At 65.8% G+C, this 23,202-nt stretch carries 23 protein-coding genes and 1 tRNA gene; 12 read left to right on the forward strand and 12 right to left on the reverse strand.

Annotation, left to right across the window (positions count from 1 at the left end):
• Window positions 1-99 precede the first annotated feature (99 nt).
• The 6 genes from fliQ to H4W01_RS17740 all read left to right on the forward strand — a co-directional run bounded on the left by fliQ (window position 100) and on the right by H4W01_RS17740 (window position 4,883).
• Complete coding sequence (fliQ, locus tag H4W01_RS17715; protein WP_010405396.1) at window positions 100-369, forward strand: flagellar biosynthesis protein FliQ; 270 nt, start codon at window positions 100-102, stop codon at window positions 367-369.
• A 127-nt stretch (window positions 370-496) separates the two neighbouring features.
• Entirely contained in the window at window positions 497-1,279 is a 783-nt protein-coding gene (gene fliR / locus H4W01_RS17720) for a flagellar biosynthetic protein FliR (RefSeq protein ID WP_209612686.1), read from the forward strand.
• Window positions 1,279-2,406 carry an EscU/YscU/HrcU family type III secretion system export apparatus switch protein gene (locus tag H4W01_RS17725; protein ID WP_209612687.1) on the forward strand — a complete coding sequence of 376 codons (1,128 nt, stop codon included), beginning with the start codon at window positions 1,279-1,281 and terminating at the stop codon, window positions 2,404-2,406. Before fliR ends, H4W01_RS17725 begins: the two co-directional genes overlap by 1 nt.
• A gap of 55 nt (window positions 2,407-2,461) precedes the next feature.
• Window positions 2,462-3,928 (forward strand): flagellar filament capping protein FliD, encoded by a 1,467-nt coding sequence (gene fliD / locus H4W01_RS17730; RefSeq protein ID WP_209612688.1) that lies wholly within the window; start codon window positions 2,462-2,464, stop codon window positions 3,926-3,928.
• Window positions 3,925-4,329, forward strand: a complete 405-nt coding sequence (locus H4W01_RS17735) for a flagellar export chaperone FliS (RefSeq protein WP_209612689.1) — start codon at window positions 3,925-3,927, stop codon at window positions 4,327-4,329. The genes fliD and H4W01_RS17735 overlap by 4 nt, the downstream gene beginning before the upstream one ends.
• The gene (locus H4W01_RS17740; protein WP_010405403.1) at window positions 4,326-4,883 is read left to right on the forward strand and encodes a response regulator; all 558 of its coding nucleotides are present in this window, start codon (window positions 4,326-4,328) and stop codon (window positions 4,881-4,883) included. Before H4W01_RS17735 ends, H4W01_RS17740 begins: the two co-directional genes overlap by 4 nt.
• Here H4W01_RS17740 and H4W01_RS17745 read toward each other — a convergent pair.
• From H4W01_RS17745 to argH, 5 genes are read right to left on the reverse strand one after another with little or no spacing between them, the layout of a single operon-like run.
• Complete coding sequence (locus H4W01_RS17745; protein ID WP_209612690.1) at window positions 4,858-5,808, reverse strand: zinc transporter ZntB; 951 nt, start codon at window positions 5,806-5,808, stop codon at window positions 4,858-4,860. The genes H4W01_RS17740 and H4W01_RS17745 overlap by 26 nt on opposite strands.
• Window positions 5,805-6,584: a precorrin-2 dehydrogenase/sirohydrochlorin ferrochelatase family protein gene (locus H4W01_RS17750; RefSeq protein WP_334685329.1), complete on the reverse strand. Its 780-nt coding sequence runs from the start codon at window positions 6,582-6,584 to the stop codon at window positions 5,805-5,807. Before H4W01_RS17750 ends, H4W01_RS17745 begins: the two co-directional genes overlap by 4 nt.
• A complete protein-coding gene (gene lysA, locus H4W01_RS17755) occupies window positions 6,577-7,845 on the reverse strand; it encodes a diaminopimelate decarboxylase (RefSeq protein WP_209612691.1) in 1,269 nt (422 codons plus the stop codon). Before lysA ends, H4W01_RS17750 begins: the two co-directional genes overlap by 8 nt.
• 14 nt (window positions 7,846-7,859) lie before the next feature.
• Complete coding sequence (locus H4W01_RS17760) at window positions 7,860-8,114, reverse strand: hypothetical protein (protein WP_209612692.1); 255 nt, start codon at window positions 8,112-8,114, stop codon at window positions 7,860-7,862.
• Window positions 8,111-9,481 carry an argininosuccinate lyase gene (gene argH, locus H4W01_RS17765; protein ID WP_209612693.1) on the reverse strand — a complete coding sequence of 457 codons (1,371 nt, stop codon included), beginning with the start codon at window positions 9,479-9,481 and terminating at the stop codon, window positions 8,111-8,113. The genes H4W01_RS17760 and argH overlap by 4 nt, the downstream gene beginning before the upstream one ends.
• A gap of 19 nt (window positions 9,482-9,500) precedes the next feature.
• Here argH and H4W01_RS17770 point away from each other — a divergent pair, with 19 nt between their 5' ends.
• Window positions 9,501-10,064, forward strand: coding sequence for a TlpA family protein disulfide reductase (locus H4W01_RS17770; protein ID WP_209612694.1), 564 nt, complete (start codon window positions 9,501-9,503; stop codon window positions 10,062-10,064).
• A gap of 10 nt (window positions 10,065-10,074) precedes the next feature.
• On the opposite strand, the gene H4W01_RS17775 is transcribed toward H4W01_RS17770, so the two are convergent.
• The 5 genes from H4W01_RS17775 to H4W01_RS17795 form a co-directional block, all read right to left on the reverse strand.
• Window positions 10,075-10,449 carry a YdbL family protein gene (locus tag H4W01_RS17775; protein ID WP_209612695.1) on the reverse strand — a complete coding sequence of 125 codons (375 nt, stop codon included), beginning with the start codon at window positions 10,447-10,449 and terminating at the stop codon, window positions 10,075-10,077.
• Window positions 10,449-10,682 (reverse strand): YnbE family lipoprotein, encoded by a 234-nt coding sequence (locus H4W01_RS17780; RefSeq protein ID WP_334685330.1) that lies wholly within the window; start codon window positions 10,680-10,682, stop codon window positions 10,449-10,451. The genes H4W01_RS17775 and H4W01_RS17780 overlap by 1 nt, the downstream gene beginning before the upstream one ends.
• A complete protein-coding gene (locus H4W01_RS17785) occupies window positions 10,679-13,840 on the reverse strand; it encodes an intermembrane phospholipid transport protein YdbH family protein (protein WP_334685331.1) in 3,162 nt (1,053 codons plus the stop codon). The genes H4W01_RS17780 and H4W01_RS17785 overlap by 4 nt, the downstream gene beginning before the upstream one ends.
• 98 nt (window positions 13,841-13,938) lie before the next feature.
• Window positions 13,939-14,012, reverse strand: a tRNA-Gln gene (locus tag H4W01_RS17790).
• A 267-nt stretch (window positions 14,013-14,279) separates the two neighbouring features.
• A complete protein-coding gene (locus tag H4W01_RS17795; RefSeq protein WP_209612696.1) occupies window positions 14,280-14,639 on the reverse strand; it encodes a helix-turn-helix domain-containing protein in 360 nt (119 codons plus the stop codon).
• A gap of 217 nt (window positions 14,640-14,856) precedes the next feature.
• Between H4W01_RS17795 and H4W01_RS17800 the strand changes: the two genes are divergently transcribed.
• The gene (locus H4W01_RS17800; RefSeq protein WP_010405421.1) at window positions 14,857-15,915 is read left to right on the forward strand and encodes a Ppx/GppA phosphatase family protein; all 1,059 of its coding nucleotides are present in this window, start codon (window positions 14,857-14,859) and stop codon (window positions 15,913-15,915) included.
• Entirely contained in the window at window positions 15,912-16,604 is a 693-nt protein-coding gene (locus tag H4W01_RS17805) for an RlmE family RNA methyltransferase (RefSeq protein ID WP_209612697.1), read from the forward strand. The genes H4W01_RS17800 and H4W01_RS17805 overlap by 4 nt, the downstream gene beginning before the upstream one ends.
• Window positions 16,605-16,709: 105 nt before the next feature.
• On the opposite strand, the gene rpoZ is transcribed toward H4W01_RS17805, so the two are convergent.
• Window positions 16,710-17,054: a DNA-directed RNA polymerase subunit omega gene (gene rpoZ / locus H4W01_RS17810; RefSeq protein WP_010405426.1), complete on the reverse strand. Its 345-nt coding sequence runs from the start codon at window positions 17,052-17,054 to the stop codon at window positions 16,710-16,712.
• A 116-nt stretch (window positions 17,055-17,170) separates the two neighbouring features.
• Between rpoZ and H4W01_RS17815 the strand changes: the two genes are divergently transcribed.
• Together H4W01_RS17815 and H4W01_RS17820 are read left to right on the forward strand one after the other, a co-directional pair.
• Complete coding sequence (locus tag H4W01_RS17815) at window positions 17,171-18,343, forward strand: phospholipase D-like domain-containing protein (protein WP_209612698.1); 1,173 nt, start codon at window positions 17,171-17,173, stop codon at window positions 18,341-18,343.
• Window positions 18,340-19,662, forward strand: a complete 1,323-nt coding sequence (locus tag H4W01_RS17820) for an MFS transporter (RefSeq protein ID WP_209612699.1) — start codon at window positions 18,340-18,342, stop codon at window positions 19,660-19,662. Before H4W01_RS17815 ends, H4W01_RS17820 begins: the two co-directional genes overlap by 4 nt.
• Here H4W01_RS17820 and H4W01_RS17825 read toward each other — a convergent pair.
• Window positions 19,624-21,912 carry a CDC48 family AAA ATPase gene (locus tag H4W01_RS17825; protein WP_010405435.1) on the reverse strand — a complete coding sequence of 763 codons (2,289 nt, stop codon included), beginning with the start codon at window positions 21,910-21,912 and terminating at the stop codon, window positions 19,624-19,626. The two genes, H4W01_RS17820 and H4W01_RS17825, sit on opposite strands and share 39 nt — an antisense overlap.
• A gap of 369 nt (window positions 21,913-22,281) precedes the next feature.
• Between H4W01_RS17825 and H4W01_RS17830 the strand changes: the two genes are divergently transcribed.
• Window positions 22,282-23,172, forward strand: a complete 891-nt coding sequence (locus H4W01_RS17830; RefSeq protein ID WP_209612700.1) for a LysR substrate-binding domain-containing protein — start codon at window positions 22,282-22,284, stop codon at window positions 23,170-23,172.
• Window positions 23,173-23,202: the final 30 nt, after the last annotated feature.

The raw sequence follows: 23,202 nt of genomic DNA on the forward strand, positions 1-23,202 counted from the left end.
CGAGCTGAGCTTGTCGAAGCCTGCCCGCAGCACCTGCCGCGGTCGCCGTGGCGCGCTGCCCTTCGACAGGCTCAGGGCGAACGGAAAGGAGCGTTTCTGATGGACGCGGAATATTTCCTGACCGTCGCCAATCAGACGATGTGGGTGCTGGCGCTCGCCGCCGCGCCGATCCTGATCCCGGCGCTGCTCGCCGGGCTGATCACCGGCATGATCCAGGCGGCGACCTCGATCAACGAACAGACTTTGTCGTTCGTGCCCAAGCTGATCGTCGTCGGGGTGTCGATCCTGGTGTTCGGCAGCTTGATCCTGGGGCTGCTCACCGATTTCACGATCGGGATTTTCGAACGGATCCCGGATCTGGTGCGATGAGCGCGGGCCGGGCCCTTTCTTCTCCCCTCCCGCTTGCGGGAGGGGCTGGGGGAGGGGAGTGCCGTTATTGCGCGCAATGCTCGCGCCACGCCCCTCCCCTAACCCCTCCCGCAAGCGGGAGGGGAAGATGAACGGTCCGCTCGGCTTCGGCCTGTCGGTCGAGCCGCAACTCTGGGCGCTGATCTTCGTGATGGTGCGCGTTGGCGCGGCGTTCATCGCGGCTCCCGTGTTCAGCGCGGTCTCGATCCCGGTCACGGTGCGCGTCACGCTGTCGGGTGCGATCGGCGTGCTGGTGCTCTCGGTGCATCCGGTGGTGCCGCCTGCACAGATCTTCGCGCTCACCACCTTTCTGGCGGTCGCGGCCGAGGCACTGGTCGGCTTCGCAATGGGCTTTATCCTGCAAATCGCCTTCGCCGCGCCGATGATTGCCAGCGAAGTGATCGGCACCTCGATGGGGATCGGCTTTGCGTCCGCCATCGACCCGCAGAACGGCCGCTCGACCCCGGCGCTCGGCCAGTTCTTCTCGATGATGCTGACCTTGCTGTTCCTCAGCGTCAACGGCCACCTCATCCTGGTCGAGATGATCGTGAAGAGCTATGATGCGCTGCCACCGGGGGCGGCCTGGCTCAAACCCGCACAGCTTGAAAATATCGCCTTTTTCGGTGGCTATACCTTCCTCGCGGGATTGTTGCTGGCGCTGCCCGTCGGCTTCCTGTTGCTGTGCCTCAACCTCGTCGTCGGCATGATCTCGCGCTCGGCACCGTCGCTCAACCTGTTCGCGGTCGGCTTGCCCGCCAGTCTCGCGGTCGGCGTCGTCGCGCTGGCGCTCGGCTTTCCGGCGATGGGGGATTATCTGCTCGTCATCATCAACGAAGGCCTTGCCGCCACCCAAAGCCTGGTGCTCGGCTGATGGCAGACGAATATGGTGAAAAGACAGAAGCCCCAACCGCCAAGCGCAAACGCGATGCGGCGGAACAGGGTGACATCCTCAAATCACGCGAGTTTGCAACCGCGCTGGTGATGCTCGCCGGGTGCGCCTGGCTGGCGATGATGGGGCCGTCGCTGGTTGGTGCCTGCAAGGAGATCATGACGTCGAGCTTTTCGTTCGATCAGCGCGATATCGAGGATTTCTCCCCCTTCCGCCCGCTCCTGCAAAGCGGCTGGAAGCTGGCACCGGCGATCGGCTCGCTGCTGGTGGTCACGCTGGCGGCGGCGATCCTTGGCCAGGCCGGGCTTGGGCATCTTGGTTTCAATGGCAAATTGCTCGCACCCAAGGCATCGCGGATCAACCCCGCCTCGGGCCTGCAGCGCATCTTTGGACCGCAGGGGTGGATCGAGCTCGGCAAGTCGCTGCTCAAGGTGGCGCTGCTCGGCAGCATCGGCTGGTACATGCTCGAACAGGCGTCGCACACCACGATCGGCCTCGCCTCGACCAATATCGGCACCGCGGTCGCCGCGCTCGGCGGCACCTTCATGGGGATTTTGTTCGCAATGGCGGGCGGGCTCGTGATCATCGCGGGCATCGACGTGCCGCTGCAATTGATCCAGCTGCTGCGCAAATTGCGCATGTCCAAACAGGCGATCCGCGACGAGCATAAGGAAACCGAAGGCTCACCCGAGGCCAAGGGCGCGATGCGCCAGCGCCAGCGCGAAATGGCCAAGCGCAACATGCGCGCGGCGGTGAGCGAAGCGCATGTCATCCTGACCAACCCGACGCACTTTGCAGTCGCCCTGCGCTACAATCGCGAGTCCGACCAAGTGCCCGTCGTCGTTGCTAAAGGGCGCGGCGTGGTGGCGCTCGCGATCCGCGAATTGGGGGCGGAGGCGCGGGTGCCCGTGCTCGAATATCCCTCGCTGGCGCGCGCCGTCTATTACACCAGCCGCGAGGGCCAGGAGGTGCGCGACGACCTCTATGTCGCGCTGGCGACGATCCTTGCCTTCGTGTTCGGGCTCAATGCCGCAGCGGGCGGCACGCCGCCGCCGGTGCTGGTGCCGCCGAGCGCGCGCTTCGACGAAAATGGCGTGAAGGAATCCTAAACATGACCGCCCGCCCGTCGTTCTTACATATGAGTTTTGGAGCAGGACCACAGCCATGGTGACCACCACCGCAACCCAGTCGATCCTCACCTCGCTCGGGGCCGGGTCGGGCGTCGACACGGCATCGTTGGTCGCCTCGCTTGTGCAAGCGCAGTTCGCCGCCAAGAACGCCTCGCTGACCAAGCAGGAAAATACGCTTACCGCGCAAATCTCCTCGGTCGCCAAAGTGCAAAGCGGCATCACCAGCTTTGCCTCCGGGCTCAAGACGCTGGTTCAGGGCGGCACCCTGGTGACGCAGCCGACCAGTTCGAACACGAGCGTGCTCACCGCGACCGCGCTCCCGGGTGCGAAATTGTCGGGTCTGGCCGCGTCGGTCGAGGTGACCCAACTCGCCACCGCGCAGGTGGCGACCAGCGCATCGTCCTTCTCCGGCCGCGATGCCACCGTCGGCACCGGCAATCTGACGCTCACCTTCGGCACCGCAACCGTCGACAGCGGCGCGTTGACGGGTTTTACCGCCGGTGCCGCCCAACCGGTGACCATCGCCATCGACAGTGCGCACCAGACGCTTTCGGGGATCGCATCGGCGATCAACGCCGCGTCGGCCGGGGTGACCGCGAGCATCGTCACCGATGCCAATGGCACGGCGCGTCTGACGCTGAAGGGGGCGACCGGCACCAATCAGGCGTTCACCCTCTCCAGCGACACGCCCGCCCTGTCCGCGCTCAATGTCGGCGTCGGCCAGAGCGCGACCACGATCGGCAGCGCGGCCGGCAACGCCCAGCTCAAACTGGACGGCGTTAGCGTCGAGCGCTCGAGCAACACCGTCTCCGACCTGATTGAGGGGGTGAAGCTCGAACTCACCGGCACTGCGGTCGGCAAGCCGGTCACCTTGGGCAATACCAAACCGACCGCGGCGCTGTCGCAAGCGGTGACGGATTTCGTCGATACCTACAATCAGCTGCAAGCGGTGCTCAAAACCGAGACCGATTCCACCACCGGTGCGCTGCGCAACGACAATAATGCCACCAGCCTGGCGCGCGCGCTGCGCGCGTTGCCACTAACCACGCTGGCGACGGGCGCGGCCGCGGGCGACCCGATCAATCTTGCCTCGATCGGGGTGTCGACCAATCGCGACGGCACGCTGAGCGTCGATTCAACCAAGCTGAACGCAGCTCTGTCCAAAACCCCTGACGCAGTGGAAGCCTTGTTCGCCAATGGCACGGGCGCAACTGGCGGCGGCATCGCCGCAGCGCTCGATGCGATCTCGACCGCGGCGGTCGACCAGAAAGTGACCATTAACGGCAATGTCGAACATATCGGCCTGGTTGGCAGCACCGCGCTTTATACCGCTGCCAAAACCAAGGTGACCGACGCCGAAGCCAAGGTCACCACCGACACCGCCGCCTATCAGGAGCGCCTGACCAAGCAATATGCGGCATCCGATGCGCTGGTGGCCAAATACAAGGCATCGCAGACCACGCTGACCAACCAGATCGCGCAGTGGAATAAAACCGGGTGAGCACCGCCTACGCAACCGCGTTCGGGCGCAACCCGGAAACGACCTATCGGCAGATCGAACTCGCCGGGCAGACCGCCGAGGCCGATGGCCCGGCGTTGGTCCAGCTGCTGTATGATGAGGCGATCCGTGCGCTGCGCGGCGCGGCATGGGCGGCCGAAAATGGCAATTATGCGATGAAGAGCGACAAGGTCACCCGCGCCACCGCAATCCTGTTCGCGCTGGAGGCGGGGCTGGATTTTGACGCCGGCGGCACCGTCGCCCCGGCTCTGGCCAACCTGTATGCCGGGGCGCGCCAAACCGTCGTCAATGCCAGCATCGGCAGCGATCCGGGCCCGTTCCGGGACGTCGCGGCGACACTCGACGAAATCGGCCAGGCCTGGCGTACGGTGCGCGCCGCGTGACCGGCACGATCCTGGCGATTGACGACAGCCGCACCAGCCTCAGCGTGCTCGGCCAGCGGCTTGGTCAGCTCGACTATTTGACGGTGCTCAGCGACAACGGTTCAGAAGGGCTCGACCTGATTACCGCGCGCGGGTTCGATCTTGTCCTGCTCGACATGGTGATGCCCGGCATGTCGGGCCTTCAGGTGCTGCACGAAATCCGCAGTAATCCTGATACAGCGGACTTGCCGGTGATCATGATGACCAGCCACCGCGATCCCGCTGCCGCGATTGACGGGCTGGCGGCGGGTGCGGACGACCATGTCGCAAAGCCGCTCGATTTCGATGTCCTCGCCGCGCGCATTGCCCGCGTGCTTGCCCGCGCACGGCGGATTACCGACCTCAAGCGCGCCAATGCCGCGCTGGATGCCCGCGTCGCGACACGCGCGATCGAACTGGGCGAGACCAAGGCCACGCTCGCCGCCACCCAGGCCGATCGCACGCGCCTGACCGCCTCGATCAAGACGCTAACCGACAAGATCCAATGGCTCAGCCGAACCAGCGTTTCGCGCTGAAATAGCCGATGATGCCGATGGTGATCGCGATGCAAATCCCGCCAATGGCATCGAACGCCCACGGCTCCTTGGCATAAGGCAACCCTTCGACATTCATGCCGTACAGCCCAGTCAGGAAGGTGAGCGGCAGGAAGATCAGCGCGACGATCGAGATCAGCAGCGCACGCGAATCGATCTGTTCGGCACGCAGATCGGTCAGCGATTCATGCATCAGTGCCGAGCGCTCGCGGATCGCTTCCAGTTCTTCGGCCATGCGCGCCGCGCGGTCGGCCGCAGAACTGAGATGCAGCCGGTCATCATCATGCAGCCAGTCGCAGGGAAGCGCCGCGAGTTTCTCCAGCGCGGCGCGCTGCGGCTGCAGGAAGCGCCGATAGCCGATCGCGGCGACGCGCACCTTGGTCACCCCGCGGCGCAGTTCGAACACCTTGTCGGCGTCGAGATCGGCTTCGCAATCATCGAGCCGGTCGCCGAGATCAGCAACTTCGGGATCGAGCTCTTCGGTAATCGCCACCGCGAATTCCGCGATCAGATCGCCGGGGTCGCGAATATGGCCGCCTTCGATCAGCTTCACCACATCGTCGATCGCGGTCACCGCCCGCCGGGTGACCGAAATCACCCGCCCCGCCACCGCCCAGATCCGCAGCGACGCGAGCGGGTCCGAGGTGGTCATCGCTTCGTTCGAGCGCCCGCGCAAATTGAGAAACGCGCCATCGCCCACCGCATCGCAGCGCGGGCGCGATTCGGACGTGGTCAGCGCATCGACGATATAATCGGGGGCTTTGGCGGTGTCGGTCAGCCACGCCTGCGCATCTTCATTGTTCGAGGTGAGATGCACCCAGACAAGGTCGCCGGTCGCCGCGATGGCCTGGCCGATGTCGATCCGCGCCGCCTTGCCGTCGGCAACGCAATAAGCAAAACCGCTCATAGTTTCTCCAGCCAAACCGAAAGCCCCGGCTCACGCGTAACGGGCGGACCTGCGCAGAGGATCCGCACCGCATCCGCACGCGCGCGGTCCAGAACGGCAGACGGAGCGGATGCCGCCGCATAAATCCGGTCGGCCAAGGCGAGCGCGCGCGCCTGGGCAAGCGTGAGATCGTCGGGATCGTCCGAGACCAGACGGATATGGACGAGTTGGTCGCGCTGCGCGGTCGGCGACTGCAGCCATGGCTCGACCGCGTCTGGCCCCGCAGACAATGGATCAAGCGCTCCCCCTTGCGCAAAGGCCGCGCCCAGCGCGCGCCGCCGCGCCTCCAGCGACGGGAAAGCGAGCCGGATCGCGGCACGCCAGCGGAACAGCGCGCTCGCAAGGGGGCCGAGCGTTTGTGGCAGCAGCGTCTCGAGCCGTTGCCGCACCGCCGCCGCCAGTCCGGCCGAGGCCCCGCCGGTGCCAATCGCGACGATCACGGGGTTGCGATCGATGATCGCGGGCAGCGTGAAGTCGCAATCATCGGGCCGATCGACCGCGTTGACCAGCACGCCGCGCGCCTTCAGCCGCGCGATGACCGCTTGCGCCTGTGCAGGTTCTTCCAGCGCAACGATCGCCAGCGCTGCGGTCGCCGCTTCGCCAACGATTTCGGCCCCGGCGCGCTCCAGCAAACGACGCTTGGCGTCGGCGGCTTCGCCGGTTCCCACAAGAATCACCGGCCGCCCGGCCAGCCGCACAAACAGCGGCAGACTGTGCAGACGAGCGTCGTCAGTCACCCGGCGTGAGCCATTCCGGAATGCGTTCGGCGGCGAGGATCGTCTCGGGCAGGATACGGTCGGCCACCACCGCGAACCGGTCGCCATCGACCAGCACTTCGGGCACCAATGCGCGGCTGTTATAGGTTGACGCCATCGTCGCGCCATAAGCGCCTGCGGTGCGGAAGATGGCGAGGTCGCCGCTCTTCACGGCATCGATGTCACGGCCCATCGCGAAGGTGTCGCCGCTTTCGCATACGGGCCCGGCAATGTTCGCGATCATGCGGTCGCCGGTCGGATGGACCGCCCTGAAATCATGCCAGGCGTCGTACATCGCCGGGCGCGCGAGATCGTTCATCGCGGCGTCGACGATGACATAGGGATTGATCGCGCCGGGCTTGACCCAGATCACCTTGGTCAGCAGCACACCGGCATTGCCCGCAATCACGCGGCCGGGTTCGAACATCAGCCGCACGCCCCAATCCTTGGTCGCGCGGGCGACCATCGCGCCATATTCGGCGGGGCTCGGCAAGACATCCCCTTCGCGATATGGCACGCCCAGCCCACCGCCAAGATCGACGCGTTCGATCGGGAAGCCGAGCCCGCGCAAGTGCGCGACCAATTCCCCAACGCGGCGATACGCCGCCTCCAGCGGGGCGAGATCGCTCAACTGGCTACCGATGTGGATCGCGACGCCGCGCAGCGCGAGGCCGGGCAAGCCCGCCAATCGCCCGAAAATCGCCGGAGCCTGGTCGATTGGCACGCCGAACTTGTTTTCGCGCTTGCCGGTCGAAATCTTGGCGTGGGTGCCGGCATCGACATCGGGGTTCACGCGCAGCGTCGCATTGGCGACGAGCCCGCGCGCCGCCGCCAGCCCGGCCAGCACGACGCCTTCTTCTTCCAGCTCGAGGTTGAACTGGCCGAGCCCTGCCTCCAGTGCGGTGGTCAATTCGGCGACGGTCTTGCCGACGCCCGAAAACACCACGTCGCTGGCCGGGATCCCCGCCGCCAGCGCGCGCGCCAGTTCGCCGCCCGACACGACATCGGCACCATAGCCCGCATCCGCCATCACGCGCAGCACCGCGAGATTGGGATTGGCCTTGATCGCATAAGCGAGGTGGATATCCCCTGCCCCGGCCAACCCTTCGCGGAACACGCGCGCGTGGCGCTTCAGCGTCGCAGTCGAATAGACATAGACCGGCGTGCCGACAGCCTCGGCGATCACCGACAACGGCACGTCTTCGCAGTGCATCGCCCCATCGACGAGCGAAAAATGATCCATAAATTCAGCCTAAATCAATTGGGGGGCGGCAAATCGAAATCGTCGCCGCGCCGCTGCTGCGAGTTCTTGAGCACTCCGTCGCTGCGCTCGGGGCGGGCCTGGTTGCTCGGTTTTATCAAATCGGCAGGCGTCGGCGTGGCGGTCGCCCCATAAGGCGCGACCGGCAATGGCTGGCCCTTGGGCGGTTTCAAGGTGGTCGCCGAACCGCAACCCGCAAGCAGCGCGATCGACCCGAGGACCATCAAACCCGGCACCCGCGTGAGTGTCATGACCGTTTCCCTTCGCGCGCCGCCGCAATCGCCGCCCGCACGCGCGACGGCGCGGTGCCGCCAAAGCTCGTGCGGCTGGCGACCGACGCATCGACCGACAACACGCCATAGACGCGTTCGTCGATCCGCGCATCGATCGCTTGCAAATCGCCGAGCGGCAGCGCGTCGAGCTTCACCCCCAGCGCTTCCGCGCGCGCCACCGCCTGGCCGGTGATGTGATGCGCCTCGCGGAACGGCACGCCCGCTTCGCGCACCAGCCAGTCGGCGAGATCGGTGGCGGTGGCGAAACCGGCCTCGGCCAGCCCGCGCATCCGGTCGGTACGGAAGGTCGCGCTTTCGACCATGCCCGTCATCGCCGCGATCGACAGACCCAGCAGATCATGCGCCTCGAACACCGGCGGCTTATCGTCCTGCATGTCCTTGGAATATGCCAGCGGCAGGCCCTTCATCGTCACCATCAGCGCGGTCATGCAACCGAGGATGCGCCCGGCATGGCCGCGCACCAGCTCGGCGGCATCGGGGTTGCGCTTCTGCGGCATGATTGAGCTGCCGGTCGACCATTGATCCGACAGAGCGACGAAGCCGAACGGCTGCGACGCCCACAGCACGAACTCTTCGGCCAGCCGCGACAGATGCAGCGAACATTGCGTCGCCGAGGTCAGATAATCGATCGCGAAATCGCGGTCGGACACACCATCGAGCGAGTTGCGCGTCGGCCCGTCAAACCCGAGCGCCGCCGCCGTCATCTCGCGGTCGATCGGGAAGCCGGTTCCGGCAAGCGCCGCCGATCCCAGCGGCGACAGGTTCATCCGCGCGCGCGCATCGGCAAAGCGGCTGCGATCGCGCGCGATCATTTCATAATAGGCCATCAGATGATGGCCGAGCGTCACCGGCTGCGCGCTCTGAAGATGCGTGAAGCCCGGCATCACGCTGTCGGCATGCTGCTCCGCCCGCGCGAGCAAGGCGTCCTGAAACGCCCCCAACGCCGCATCGACCTCATCGATCGCATCGCGAACCCACAGTTTGAAATCGGTCGCGACCTGGTCGTTGCGCGAGCGCGCGGTGTGCAGCCGCCCGGCAACCGGGCCGATCGCCTCGGCCAGGCGCGACTCGCTCTGCATGTGGATGTCTTCGAGCACCATGTCCTCGGCCACGCCATGCTCGGCATAGTGCGCGGCAACGGTGTCGAGGCCAGCCGAGATCGTGGCATCGTCCTCGGCTGAAACGATGCCGGTCGCGCCCAGCATCGCGACATGCGCCTTGGACCCGGCGATGTCCTGCCGCCACAAACGCTTGTCGAATGGGATCGAGGCATTTATCGCCCGCATCACTGCGGTTGGCCCCTCGGCAAAACGACCGCCCCACATCGCATTGGATGCGCCCGATATGTCTTTACGCTCGGTGATGGTCCCGGTCCTGCTGCTCGGAGTGCTTGGGGGGTGCGATAAGCAAGTCTCGTCCAACGGGCAAGACGCGCTCGCGCCCACCGCCAATTCCACTCAGGCCGCCGCAGAGCCAGCCGCGACCCATGCAATCGACCGCAGCCACAAGGGCGAAGCCGCCCCCACCGTCTCGTTCGAAGGCCCCGATGGCAAGCCGATGACGCTCGCGGCCTTCACGGGCAAGCCAGTGCTGGTCAATCTGTGGGCGACCTGGTGCGGCCCGTGCGTCAAGGAAATGCCGACGCTCGACGCGGCGGCGGCAACCATCCCCGTCGCGACGATCAGCCAGGACAAGGACCGCGCGACCGTCGCCGGCTTCTTCGCCAAGCATCCCTTCACTCGGCTGAAGCCGTATCTCGATAAGGACCTCGGCCTCAGCGTTGCCTATAACGCCAATTTGCCGATGAGCATTCTGTTCGATGCGACGGGCCACGAACTATGGCGCAGCACCGGTGGCATGGACTGGACGAGCGCCACCGCCAAGGCCGCCCTCGCCGAAGCCAAATAACCCGCGCCGCTTAGATACAGCGCGAATCGCGCTCCGGCGCGGCGGCGCTGCGCGTCTTCCACACGCCATCGGGGCCTTTATATTTCTCGCCCGGCGCGGTCTTCAGGATGAGATTGCAGCCGCTGGTGAAGGCGAACTGCTCGACCGTGGCACCCGACGCCGCGCTTTGTTGGGTATACGCCGCCTTGCGCTGGATGTTGATGTTGTTGACCAGCGCGCGCACCGCCGGGCTCGCGCTGCCGACCACGCCGAGATAGCCATCGGGCTGCTCGCCCACTTCGCCCGCCGCGCGCGCCGCCTGATAGGCCGGGTCGCGCTGCGCCAGCGCCGCGGTCGCACCACCGACCAGCAGCAGCATCGCGATCGATATCTTGAGCCTGTTCATCAGAAAATCCCCGGTTGCGACTGAATCAAATTCTTGGCCTGGCCATCAAGACGATAGACCACTTCCTGCGTGACGCTGATGTTGAGGTTGATGACGATCGGTTTGTCGGGCGCGGTCACGTTGACGCATGCCGTCTGGGCAAGACACAGCGCACACAGGCCGAGGATCGTCAGTCTCTTCATCACGCCGTTGCTCGGCCAGTCCTTCATCTTCGTCAATGCTGTTTCGGTCATGGCACGGTCCTGCTGTCGGAGGGCTGAATGGGGGTGGAGGGCACAGGCGGGGGCGGGGTCGCGCGCTTATTCTGTTCTTCCAGCAAGGTGGGCAGATTGCGTTGGATCAGCCGCTTTGGATCATAGTAATTTTGCACCGAATCCGCGAGCTGGCGGAACGGTGCGGAAATCCTCAGGTTGAACACGATCGGCAGCTTCTGCAGCCGGTCGAACAGGAAATTGCGCTTGGCCCCCGCGCCTTGCGCAATCCCGGCGAAACGCACTTGCGTGATCACCTCGCCCGCCAGCGGACCGTTCATGACGATGTCGAGATTGCGATAGCGCAGCGATTTCAGCGACTGGAACGCGAAATTCCCCCAAAAGCCGAGGTCCTTCTGCGTAACTTCGCCGACATAGGCGATCGTACCGCCACCCGGGCGCACCACTAGATTGCCGTTTTCAATCCGCCCGCCGCGCGCATCGAACACCATCGGCAGCGCGCCATCGAAAATTCCGGTGGCGTTGAGGTTCTTGAAATCGAACTGCTGCAGGAACTGGTCGCCCTGCACCCCGGCCACGCGGAAGGTCAAATGGCGCTCCTGCGCCTCGTCAAAGTCGAGCAGGGTCGGTTCCAGCGACAGCCGACCCCCGGCAAAGGGCCATATCCCCTGCTCGATCCGCACGCGTGCGCCAGGCAGCAATTGATAGCGCACCGTACCGTCATTGACCGCAATGCCCGGATTGAGGCTCTTGATTGTCGTGATCTGACCGGGCGCGCTCTCCAGATTGAGCAGATCGGTGAAGCGTACTTCCCCGGCGATTCCGCTGGCCGGGCCAAAGGCGGCGGCGAGATCGATGCCGGGGGTGCGGAACACGCCATCGCTGGTGACGGCTTGCGGGGTCCAGCGAATGTGTCCCTCGCCGCTGACCGCGCCGACGACATTGGCGATCACACCATAGGTCAGCTTGGTAAGCTGATCGGGCTGGAAGTGCGCGCCAAAGCTGATCCCGGGCACGGCGAGATCGGCGTGACCAAGCCCGGTGCCCAGATCATGCGCGATCACGACAGTGGCCACCTTCACGCCCTGTGTCGGCTCGACCAGCGTGCCGGTGGCGGCGATGCGGTTGTCGGCCAGCGTCAACGCGACCCCGCGCGCGGCCAGCGGCTGAAAGCGTGGTGAAGCGGCACTGTCGGCGACAGAAAGCGCCCCTTCGAGCGACAGCGTGTTGCGCGCAAAGCGCCACTGGCCGTCGGCACCGGACAAAAGCAATGGGACAGTGCCGATCTGCCCCCCCGCGCCGGTAAAGCTGCCCTGCGGGAGGTTCGCCGCGAACGCGCCCGACAGCGTCGCGATATCGAGCCGCGTGATCCGCTCGGCCGTCCCGATCCGCACGCCCAGCCCCGCCAGCGTGAAGCGGCGATCGGCCAAGCTCCACTGCGCTTGGTGTGAGACCAATTCCAACGAGGATGCGCCGAGCGTCCCTGCCAGCCGAATCGGCCCAATCGAACCGCCGCCGCGCAGCATGCCGCGCTCCAGCCGCACCAGGCCGCCATCGCGCGGGCATAGCGTGACCGACGAGCGCCGCAGGTCCATGCCCGACACGCGCAGCCGCTCGAACCCCAAAGGTGCGCAGCTCGCATTGACGGTCAAGCGCGATACGCCATCCCATACCGCCGCGATCGGCAGGCGCAGCGAGTCGACGCGTCCATTGCCAAGCGGACCGGATAGATCGATTTTGGCCGTCACCTGGGTCGTACCGTCGCGGCGCGCGGTGAAGGCGACGGGCATTTGCGCAAGGCGCGATGTCCCAACGCCATAGGCTTCGACAACCGCTTGCCCGATCAGCGGCGCACCGACGGCCGCCTGCGTTACCTGGGCCCGCACCGTCGGCAGTCCCCCACCCGCCACTTCGGCGATGCCGCCCACCCGCCAGCCGCCGCCCGGCCAGCTATAGGCGATTCCGCTTCCGCCCCCGACGCTGAGCCTTGCGCCCGACGCGGCGGCGAGCGCCAGCCGCGATACGGTAACACGCCCGCGCGCACCGTTGAGGATGGCGGAGAGGTGCGCGTCTGCCGTCACCGCCTGCCCTGCGGCCCGCGTCGCCTTTGCCACCTGCGAGACCAACGGCGCGATCGGCGTACCGGCACCGGCGGTTCGCCACGAATCCAGCGAAGACAGCATGGTCTGCGGCAGCCGCGCCTCGACCGCGCGCGCGCCACCATCAAACGCGAAACCTCCCTTGGCATAGCGATAGCGCCCGGCGAGTGCCGCCTGCCTTCCGGCCACGCCGCCGGTGGAGAAAGCGCCGGAATGCAGATCGACCGTGCCCGACATGTCCGTGGCCGAACCTACAAACGCCACGGGGCCCATGATCGTACGCGCCTGCGCGCCCGGCACAGCCAGCGCAGCGACGCCAAGCTGTGCTTTCCCTTTCCAGCGGTCGAGCTGGCGATTGAACACCAAGGCGAGATCGGCCGTTGCCCCAGTCGCGCCGAAACCTGCACAGCCTACCCGCGTGGCGCGCACCGGCCCGCTGATGCTCGGTCGGCTGGCCAGAACGTGCACGGCAACGTCGGCGGAGACGTCATCCAGGCGACAACCGTCCACCGCAAGCCGTCCGGCCACCGCGCGCACCGTGCCGGAAAAGCCATCGTCGAGCGCACCCGTACCCTCCACTCTCAGCGCAACCGCGCCATAAGGCGTCGCCAGGGCGATGCGCGCATCGGCAACATCCGCGCGAATCGCGGGCAGCGCGAAGCGCGCGCCCGAAGATGCAGGCAGCAAGCGGTCGAGTGCGCCAAACGAGACCTTGCCATCCGCCAACCGCGCCCGCAGCGCGACATGACCGACGCGGATCGCGGTGACGCCAGCGCCGGAGAACCACAGGCTGGTATCGACCTCCACCCAGTCGGCGCGCAGATCGGGATTGGCCGGATCCCCGATGACGACATTGGTCAGACGCTGCGTGCGCAGGCCGATCTTCTCGATCTGGTAGCGCGCCGGAACGGCGCGCGCGCGGAGCGCATCGTCGATGAAATATTGGGCCAGCGGTTTGCGCGTCAACCACACGCCCAGCAGGACGGCCGCCAACACCAAGCCGAGCGCGCCCAGGACATAGGGCCACCGCACCCGCCGTGCGAGGCGCTTCCCGGTTCCTGCCGCCACGGCCTCGCTCACTCGACCTCCCGTACCCACCTCGCCTGGGCGTAACACCCCAACAACCCAGGGCACGCAAGATCGTTGCGCGCGGATCGACTGGAAAAAAGGGAGATGGCTGGATGCCCCGTGAGGATTCGAACCTCAATAGGCGGTATCAGAAACCGCAGTCTTACCATTAGACGACGGGGCATCAGCGGGAGCCGTCTAGGGCGCAGAAATGCGTGGGTCAAGGCGTTTTGAGGGGAAGCCATGCGCCGAAATTTTGTCGCACGTGCGACAAAGCCCTTGCCCGCTTCTCGCGTTTTTCGGGCGCATCTAGTCCGATTCCGCCTTTGCCAACCTATGGGAGGGTGCCGTCAATATTGTCGGACACTTAGGTATCTAGGATCGCTGTGTGGCCGGTCGCGCGATCCCTATCCGGTCATTTGATCTCTCAAGCGCCACGCCGACGGCACTTCTATTCCAATGGCGAGGCGCGAGACACTCCCATACGCCTCAGCACGATCGCGGCCAATTCCGCCACGGTCTCGGAAGCCGCAGTTCCCCCCTCTCGCATAATTTCGATCACAGCGCGCTCGGCTTCGTTACGCACGGCCATCCGGTTGTCTTCAGAATTAAGCAAATCGCCGGCATCGGTGCCCAGCGCATGGGCGATCCGCCGAAGCCAGTCGATCGTCACTGGGCGCTCGCCGACTTCAAAGCGACTTATTTGAGTCTGCGACGTGCCCAGCGCCTCCGCTACGGCCTTCAGCGTGATACGCTTCGCCGTACGCAATTCGCGGATGCGGTTAGGCGGATTATCGAGCAGTCTCGTCATCGAAGCGGGTCTCCACGCTCACGCCCAATCTTGAAATCCATCGTACCCCGCCCCGCAAGTACTTTCACACGTTGCAGAGCGCAAAGGCGCTTCCTCATGTAGCCACAGCCCTGTCGCTTGCCGGTCGACAGACCATCCGCTAGGATCGCCGCCAAGCACCGAACGGCGCGCGACCCGCGCGCCGCGACGGCAGAACAGAATAAGCGAGTCACACGGCATGGGGGATCGATCGCCCGATATGCCGTACCGGCAGGTGAAGCCTGCCCGTTCGGCGCCGACCAACGGCAAACCAAGAGGCGGCACCGCGCTCGCCGCGCGCGGGCGGGATCCACGCCATTTTGCCGCGCTGGACCTTGGCACCAACAATTGCCGCCTGCTGATTGCGCGGCCACAAGGCGATGGCTTTGCCGTGATCGACGCGTTTTCGCGGATCGTGCGGCTTGGCGAAGGGCTGGCAAGTTCAGGCCGCTTGAGCGATGCCGCGATCGAACGGACCATCGCTGCCTTGAAAATCTGCGCGGAGAAATTGAAGCGCCGCAACGTCACCTTGTCGCGCGCAGTCGCGACCGAGGCGTGCCGCCGCGCCAGCAACGGGGCCGACTTCATCGCGCGCGCTTATGCCGAAACCGGGATTTTGCTCGACGTTATCACCGCCGAGGAAGAGGCGCGGCTGGCGGTGCTCGGGTGCCATGCGCTGATCGAGCCCGGCGAAGACCCCGCCCTCGTCTTCGATATTGGCGGCGGGTCGACCGAATTGGTCCTCGTCGACACGCGCGGGCCCGACCCCAAGGTGCTCGACTGGCACAGCGCGCCATGGGGCGTGGTGTCGCTGACCGAGAGCGCGGGCCATGGCGACGGGCCCGACGGCCGCGCGGCCGCTTATGCGCGGATGCGGACATTGGTGACCGACAGCATGGCCCCCTTCGCGGCGCGCTTGCCGCGCAATATTGCGGTGCCCCGGCTCCTTGGCACCTCCGGGACCGTCACCACGCTGGCGAGCGTGCATCTCGGCCTGTCGCATTATGACCGCGCGCAAGTGGACGGATTGATCGTGCCGGCCAGCGCCATGCGCCGCATCAGCGCCGACCTTGCGGCGATGGACTTGCGCCAGCGCGCGCAATTGCCGTGTATCGGGACCGAACGCGCCGATCTGGTCGTCGCGGGTTGCGCGATCCTAGAGACCATTCTCGACTTGTGGCCGGCCGAGCGGCTCGGCATCGCCGATCGCGGGATTCGCGAAGGCATCCTCCGACGTTTGATGGGAAATGGCGCATGAGCCGGGATGGCGGCGGCCTCAGGGTCCGCGTAAAGACGGCGCGCAAGCGCACGGCGCAATCGACGCGCTGGCTCGAACGGCAATTGAACGACCCCTATGTGAAGCGCGCCAAGGCCGACGGCTTTCGCAGCCGCGCGGCCTATAAATTGAGCGAGCTCGACGAACGCTTCGCCTTTTTGAAGGGCAAGCGCCGCGTCGTCGATCTCGGCATTGCGCCGGGTGGCTGGTCGCAAGTGGTGCGGCGGCTGGTGCCCAAGGCAGCGATCGTGGGGATCGATTTGCTCCCCGTCGATCCGATCGAGGGCGTGACGATCTTCCAGCTCGATTTCATGGCCGACGTCGCGCCCGAACGGTTGATGGCGGCGCTCGACGGTGCGCCCGATCTGGTGCTGTCGGATATGGCGGCCAATACCGTCGGCCATCCGCAGACCGACGCCTTGCGCACGATGGGGCTGGTCGAGGCGGCTTTGGCCTTTGCGATCGATGTGCTGGAGCCGGGCGGCGCGTTCGTCGGCAAGGTGTTTGCAGGCGGTGCCGACACCGCTTTGGTCGCCGAAATGAAGCGCAATTTCGCAAGCGTGAAACACGCCAAGCCCGCCGCCAGCCGCAAGGCGTCGAGCGAATGGTATGTGGTGGCGCAAGGCTTCAAGGGCCGCGCCAAGGTCGCAGCGGATCCGGGCGACGCGTAAATCCGGCGTGCGAAGCGACGGTAAGCGCGAGGGGGAACCCCGCACCACCGCCGTCCTGCATTTGGCTGATCCGCGTCTAACGCAAGGCGTTAGCCGCGGGGATGATCAGCCTTCGTAGTCTGCGCCGAGATTCTGGTTGCGCGGGGGCGCTGCTGCGGTGAGGCGCAGCGCTTCGGCCGACGCCGAAAGCGAACCGACCGCATCGGCAACGTCGTCATCGTCCATCTGCACGCGCTGCAGGCCGGAGATGACCGATTCCTGCAGATGCGCCGGGTGGACCAGCTCATCGGCGATTTCGCGCAAAGCGACGACGGGGTTCTTGTCGCGATCGCGATCAAGCAGCAACTCAGCGCCGCCCGAAATCTGCCGCGCGCGCTGGGCGGCGAACAGGACGAGATCGAAGCGGTTGGGAATCTTGTCGACACAATCTTCGACAGTGACGCGCGCCATGAACGGCTTCCTTGCTTGTACGACGATAGTCGGAAAGGCGGCGATCTAGGCCGGAAGTCCGTCAGAGTCAAGGAAAGCGGGTTGCATCCCACCAACGGCCCCGCCACAGCAGGGCAATGGAGAGCCCGCCCGAACAGCCGACCTTCACGGTCGATGGCAACCGCCTGACCATGCTCGACACCGGCCCCAGGCGACTCGACACGCTGATCGCGCTGATCGACGGTGCCAAGGCCACGCTGCGCATTATCTATTACATCTATGTCGATGACGCCGCCGGAGCGAAGGTGCGCGGCGCGATGATCCGCGCGGCGGCGCGCGGGGTGAAGGTGTCGCTGGTGGTCGACGGCCTGGGCAGCGAAGTGGCCGAGAGCCATCATTTCTTCGAGCCGCTGCGCGCCGCCGATGTCGACGTCTGCCGCTTCGTGCCGCGTTGGGGGCGGCGCTATCTGTTGCGCAACCACCAGAAATTGGCGCTGGCCGATGGCGAAACCGACGATGCGCGCGCGATCATCGGCGGGTTCAATGTCGAGGACAGCTATTTCGGCACGCCCGCCGAGCAAGCCTGGCGCGACCTTGGCCTGTTGGTCGAAGGGCCCGCCGCACAGCGCATCACCGGCTATTTCGACGCGCTGGCGCGCTGGGCCAAGCGGCCCAAGCCCCCGCTGCGCGCGCTGCGGCGTGCGTTGAAGGCGTGGAGCGAGCCCGATGGCCAAGTGCGCTGGCTGTTCGGCGGCCCGACGCGACGGCTTTCCCCTTGGGCGCGCGCGGTGAAGAACGATCTGGAGCGTGCCTGCCATGTCGATCTGATCTCGGCCTATTTCGCACCAAGCCCGGGGATGCTGCGACGGCTCGACGCGGCGGGGCTGCGCGGCCAAATGCGGATCGTGCTCGCGTCGAAGAATGACCATGGCGCGGCGATCTGGGCCTCGCGCTTCACCTATGCCGGGCTGCTGCGCAAGCGCGTGCAAATCTACGAATATCAGCCGACCAAGCTGCACACCAAGCTCTTCCTGATCGACGACGTGGTCTATATCGGCTCGGCCAATTACGACATTCGCAGCCTGTTCCTGAACCTGGAAATGATGCTGCGGATCGATGACCCCGCCTTTGCCGCGCATGTCCGCGCCTATGTCGATGGTGAGGTGGGCCAGTCCGAGCGGATCACCCTCGAACACTATCGCGCCACCACCGGCTGGTGGACGCGCACCAAGCAGGCCGCCGCCTTTTTCGTGATGACCGTGCTCGACTATAATGTAACCAAGCGGCTCAATTTCGGGCGCGAGCGGTGAAGCGGCAAGCGCGGATCGATCGCGATTTCGCGTTGCTGTTCACCGTCATGCTGACGATCGCGGCCGGCAACACCGCGCTGCAATCGGTGCTGCCCGCGCTCGGCCGGTCGCTGCACGTGCCCGACAGCGCGGTGGCGGCGGCGTTTTCGGTGTCGGCGTTATTGTGGGTGCTCGCGGCCCCGTTCTGGGCAAAGCGGTCCGACCGGCATGGGCGGCGCGCGATGATCCTGCTCGGGGTGGGGGGCTTTGTCGTCTCGCTGAGCGTATGCGGCGTGTTTCTCACCGCCGGGATCAATGGCTGGATCGGGGGGACGGCAGCGTTCCTCTGCTTCATCTTCGGGCGGCTGATCTACGGCACCTTCGGCGCAGCGGCCCCGCCTGCAGTCCAGGCGTTGGTCGCAGGCAGCACCACGCGCGCGCAACGCACCAAGGCGCTGACGCTGCTAGGGTCCGCCTTCGGACTGGGCACGATTTTAGGGCCCGCCATCGCCCCCTATCTGATCCTCGGGTCGGTCGGCGGGGTCGAGATCGGTTTGGCGGGTCCGGCCTTCCTGTTCGCGCTGTTCGGGCTTTGCGTGTGGGTCGCGGTGCGCCAGATGCTGCCCAACGATGTGATACCGCAACCGGGGACGCATGGCGCGGCCAATGCCTATCCCTCGATCGGCGGGCAAAGTTCGGGCGCGAGCATTACGGCGGCGACCGAACCGCATAGCGAACAAGTGGGCTATACCGACTCACGCATTCGCGGCTGGATGATCGCCGGGCTGATCATGGGGCACGGCCAGACGATGACCGGCCAGGCGATCGGCTTTCTCGTCATCGACCGCCTGCATCTGGCCCCGGCGCTCGCGCTGCAACCGACCGGCATCGTGTTGATGATGGGTGCAGGGGCGGCTTTGCTGGTGCAATGGGGGATCATCCCCAATCTCGATCTGCGGCCGCGCGCGATGATGCTGGCGGGGCTATTGATCGCGGCGCTGGGTTGCGCGCTGACCGGGCTTGCCACGTCGCTTTACAGCATCGCCTGTGCCTATGCGCTGGCCAGCGTCGGCTTCGGCTTTACGCGCCCGGCCTTCACCGCAGGCGCGTCGCTCGCGGTCGGGCACAATGCGCAAGGCGCGGTCGCGGGAAAGGTTACCTCGATCAACGGCGCGGCATTCGTGTTGGGGCCCTCGATCGGGGTGGGGCTCTACGAAGCATGGCACCCGCTGCCCTATCTGACAGCGGGTGCCGCGATGTTGCTCCTGTTCCTCTATGCCCGCCTCACCTTGCGCGAGCCGTCAGCGATCTCCCTCGCGGGGGCGCAATTGCCCCGGTGAGACGAAACCGATCGGCTGCAGCGAGGCCGCATCCTGCTTCAGCCGCGTGCTCATCGATTCATATTCGCGTTCGAGCTCAGGCGTGACCGAGGCGCGCGATTCGCCCAGCGCGATCTCGAAATGCGCCATCGTCACTTGCGTGACGGCGAGCGATTCGCGCAACGCGGTGAGCCCCGCGCGCCGCACCAGATCCTCGAGATCGGCCCCGGTGAAGCGATCGGTCCGCCGCGCGAGTTCGTCGAGATTGACGTCCTCTGCGATCGGCATCTTGGCGGTCTGGATCGCCAGGATGCGCGCGCGCCCGTCGAGACTGGGCACGCCGACATAGATCAGCTCGTCGAACCGCCCCGGTCGAAGCAAGGCCGGGTCGATCAGATTGGGCCGGTTGGTCGCACCGATCACCACGACCGACTGCAATTCTTCCAGCCCGTCCATCTCGGCAAGGATGGTGTTGACGACCCGCTCGGTCACTTGCGGCTCGCCCAGCCCACCGCCGCGCGCGGGCACGAGCGAATCGAGCTCATCGATGAAGATCACGCACGGTGCCACTTGCCGCGCGCGGGCGAACAATTTGGCGATTTGCTGTTCGCTCTCGCCATACCATTTGCTGAGCAGATCGGACGATCGCGTGGCGATGAAGTTGGCCTGCGCCTCGCGCGCGACCGCCTTGGCCAGCAAGGTCTTGCCGGTGCCGGGCGGGCCGTAGAGCAGGAAGCCCTTGGCCGGACGAATGCCCAGTCGCCGGAACGCATCCGGGTCCTTTAGCGGCAGCTCGACGCCTTCCTTCAGCCGCATCTGCGCCGAATCGAGACCACCGACATCGTCCCAGCGGACGCGCGGTGCCTCGACCATCACTTCGCGCATCGCCGAGGGCTGCACGCGCTTCAACGCATCGACGAAATCCTCGCGGGTCACGGCCAGCGTGTCGAGAATCTCGGGCGGGATCGTGCCCTCCGACAGGTTGAGCCGCGGCATCAGCTTGCGCACCGCCTCGATCGCCGCCTCGCGCGCGAGCGCGGCAAGGTCGGCCCCGACAAAGCCATAGGTGGTGCGCGCCAGCTCATCGAGGTCGACGCGGTCGCCCAGCGGCATACCACGCGTGTGGATGCCGAGAATCTCGCGACGGCCGCGTTCATCCGGCACGCCGACGACGATTTCCCGGTCGAACCGGCCCGGGCGCCGAAGCGCCTCATCGATCGCCTCAGGGCGATTGGTCGCCGCGATCACGACGACATTGGCGCGCGCTTCCAGCCCGTCCATCAGCGTCAGCAATTGCGCGACCAGCCGCTTCTCGGCCTCGCCCGACACTTGCCCGCGCTTGGGCGCGATCGAATCGATCTCATCAATGAACACGATCGAGGGCGCGGCCTTGGCCGCTTCCTCGAACACCTGACGCAATTTGCCTTCGGATTCGCCATACGCCGAGCCCATGATCTCGGGCCCGTTGATCAGGAAGAATTCAGCGGCGGATTCGTTGGCGACGGCGCGCGCAAGCCGCGTCTTGCCGGTGCCGGGCGGCCCGTGCAGCAACACCCCCTTGGGCGGATCGACGCCCAGACGCTGGAACAATTCGGGGTAGCGCAGCGGCAATTCGACCATCTCGCGCAACTGGTCGATCGTCGGACCCATGCCGCCAATATCGTCATAGGTGACGTCGGCCCGGCGCGCTTCCTTCGGCTCTTCATATTCGGGCCGAAGTTCAATTTCAGTATGTTCGTCCACATGCACCACGCCCTTGGGCACCGTGGAAATGACCGCGAGGCGGATTTCCTGGAGTGCATAAGCCGGCGCGCGCAGCATATTCTGGACGCCGGGCGGCATGTTGTCGACGCGCTGCTGGCCCGCCGTCGCGACGACGTCGCCCTGCGTCAGCGGGCGGCCCAGAAAGGTGCGCTTCAACGCGTTGGACGAGCCCTGCAGCCGCAGATTCTGCTGCGCGGGCGCAAACACCACGCGCGTCGCTGCCTTCGATTCGGCGCGGCGGATTTCGACGAAATCGCCCGATCCGACCCCGGCATTGGCGCGCTGAAGCCCGTCGATGCGGATGATCTCCAGCCCTTCATCCTCGGCATAAGGCGCGACCGCGCGCGCGGGCGTGGAGGACTTGCCGACGATCTCGATAACATCGCCTTCGCCAAGGCCGAGCGCCGCCAGCAGCGCGCGGGGCACATGCGCGAGCCCGCGCCCACTATCCTCGGGACGGGCGTTAGCGACCTGCAATTTCCGAATCGGCGTCTCGACGTCCGCCATAGTGTCTGTTCCTCGCTTGAACCCGTCGCTGCACGAGGCAGGCGGCCGGGTGTTGAGCGCGCGAGATAGGAACGTGGTTCCACAAATGCGAGAGCACGGGCGAAGTCGCCTTGGAAGGCGTTGATAAAACAAAAAAAGGGCCGACCCTGAAAAGGATCGGCCTTGAAAGTTTTAGGAGAGGATGCCTGAAAGGCACCCCCTATGTGCCGCGCGGCGTTCCATGTTGCAAGTGCGAAAGAACCGATTGCGATTGCGCTTTCTGCAATCGGTGCTTTTCTTTTGCACCTGAGAAATGTTAGCTTTCGAGCTAACGGTATTTTGGTGCGCTGCACAAGATAGCGCAACCATAAGGGAAGAGGCCATTCCACCATGCGGAGATTGCCGCCATTGACCGCAATCGAGGCGTTCGTGCAGGTCGCACGGACGGGGTCGATCAAGGCTGCGTCGCAGGAACTCGCTTTGTCGCCGCCGGCGCTCAGTCGACGCATTCAGGCGCTGGAGCGCTTCATCGGACGCCCGCTGTTCGAACGGCGGCATCAAGCCGTCGTGCTCAATGCCGATGGCGACCGCTTGTTGCAGCAAATTGCCCCGGCGCTCGACCAATTGTCCGACGCGGTCGAGATCATGACCAGCAACACCGACGTGCTGCGGCTGCGCCTTGGCATCCTGCCGCTCTACGCCTCGCAGCGGCTGTTCCCGCGCTTGCCCGAACTGCGCGCCAAACACCCCGAATTGCACCTGGATGTCGACACTGCGCAACACGGCCTGGCGCGGCTGGGCGAAGGGCTGGACGCGGTGATCGCGCTCGCGCGCGAGATCGACCCGTCGCTGTACGCGCGGCGGCTGGATCGCAATCAGGTTTATGTGATCGGGGCGCGGCACTTGCGCGAAGGTGCCGACCCGATCGTGCGACCGGAACAACTCGCGGGCCTGACCGCCTTGGTCCATCGCGATATGCCCGATACGTTCAGCGCCTGGCGCGCGGCGGCGGGGCTGACCGACCTGGAGCCGCTGGCGATCGACCATTTCGATTCGGGGGCCTTGATGCTGGAGGCGGCGGCGCAGGGGCTTGGCATCGCCTTCATGCACGCCAGCCATTTCGAGGATGCGCATGACGACCGGCTGGTGCGGCTGTTCGATATTCCGGTGGAAAGCCCGTACAGCTATTGGTTCGCCTGCCGACCGCGCGCGCTGACGCAGCGCCCGGTGAAGCTGTTTCACGACTGGCTGATCGACACCATCGCCGATCCGAGCGTGTAAGTCTCCCTCTCCCCACTGGGGGAGAAGGGT

It is taken from the genome of Sphingomonas sp. PL20 (genome assembly GCF_017875905.1).
GTDB lineage: Bacteria > Pseudomonadota > Alphaproteobacteria > Sphingomonadales > Sphingomonadaceae > Sphingomonas > Sphingomonas echinoides.

What these genes read in the sequence shown, in the direction of transcription:
- fliQ (WP_010405396.1), top strand. Translation starts at nt 100, where the DNA reads ATGGACGCGGAATATTTCCTGACCGTCGCCAATCAGACGATGTGGGTG.
- fliR (WP_209612686.1), top strand. Translation starts at nt 497, where the DNA reads ATGAACGGTCCGCTCGGCTTCGGCCTGTCGGTCGAGCCGCAACTCTGG.
- H4W01_RS17725 (WP_209612687.1), top strand. Translation starts at nt 1,279, where the DNA reads ATGGCAGACGAATATGGTGAAAAGACAGAAGCCCCAACCGCCAAGCGC.
- fliD (WP_209612688.1), top strand. Translation starts at nt 2,462, where the DNA reads ATGGTGACCACCACCGCAACCCAGTCGATCCTCACCTCGCTCGGGGCC.
- H4W01_RS17745 (WP_209612690.1), bottom strand. Translation starts at nt 5,808, where the DNA reads ATGAGCGGTTTTGCTTATTGCGTTGCCGACGGCAAGGCGGCGCGGATC.
- lysA (WP_209612691.1), bottom strand. Translation starts at nt 7,845, where the DNA reads ATGGATCATTTTTCGCTCGTCGATGGGGCGATGCACTGCGAAGACGTG.
- H4W01_RS17760 (WP_209612692.1), bottom strand. Translation starts at nt 8,114, where the DNA reads ATGACACTCACGCGGGTGCCGGGTTTGATGGTCCTCGGGTCGATCGCG.
- argH (WP_209612693.1), bottom strand. Translation starts at nt 9,481, where the DNA reads ATGTGGGGCGGTCGTTTTGCCGAGGGGCCAACCGCAGTGATGCGGGCG.
- H4W01_RS17770 (WP_209612694.1), top strand. Translation starts at nt 9,501, where the DNA reads ATGTCTTTACGCTCGGTGATGGTCCCGGTCCTGCTGCTCGGAGTGCTT.
- H4W01_RS17775 (WP_209612695.1), bottom strand. Translation starts at nt 10,449, where the DNA reads ATGAACAGGCTCAAGATATCGATCGCGATGCTGCTGCTGGTCGGTGGT.
- H4W01_RS17780 (WP_334685330.1), bottom strand. Translation starts at nt 10,682, where the DNA reads ATGACCGAAACAGCATTGACGAAGATGAAGGACTGGCCGAGCAACGGC.
- H4W01_RS17795 (WP_209612696.1), bottom strand. Translation starts at nt 14,639, where the DNA reads ATGACGAGACTGCTCGATAATCCGCCTAACCGCATCCGCGAATTGCGT.
- H4W01_RS17800 (WP_010405421.1), top strand. Translation starts at nt 14,857, where the DNA reads ATGGGGGATCGATCGCCCGATATGCCGTACCGGCAGGTGAAGCCTGCC.
- H4W01_RS17805 (WP_209612697.1), top strand. Translation starts at nt 15,912, where the DNA reads ATGAGCCGGGATGGCGGCGGCCTCAGGGTCCGCGTAAAGACGGCGCGC.
- rpoZ (WP_010405426.1), bottom strand. Translation starts at nt 17,054, where the DNA reads ATGGCGCGCGTCACTGTCGAAGATTGTGTCGACAAGATTCCCAACCGC.
- H4W01_RS17815 (WP_209612698.1), top strand. Translation starts at nt 17,171, where the DNA reads ATGGAGAGCCCGCCCGAACAGCCGACCTTCACGGTCGATGGCAACCGC.
- H4W01_RS17825 (WP_010405435.1), bottom strand. Translation starts at nt 21,912, where the DNA reads ATGGCGGACGTCGAGACGCCGATTCGGAAATTGCAGGTCGCTAACGCC.
- H4W01_RS17830 (WP_209612700.1), top strand. Translation starts at nt 22,282, where the DNA reads ATGCGGAGATTGCCGCCATTGACCGCAATCGAGGCGTTCGTGCAGGTC.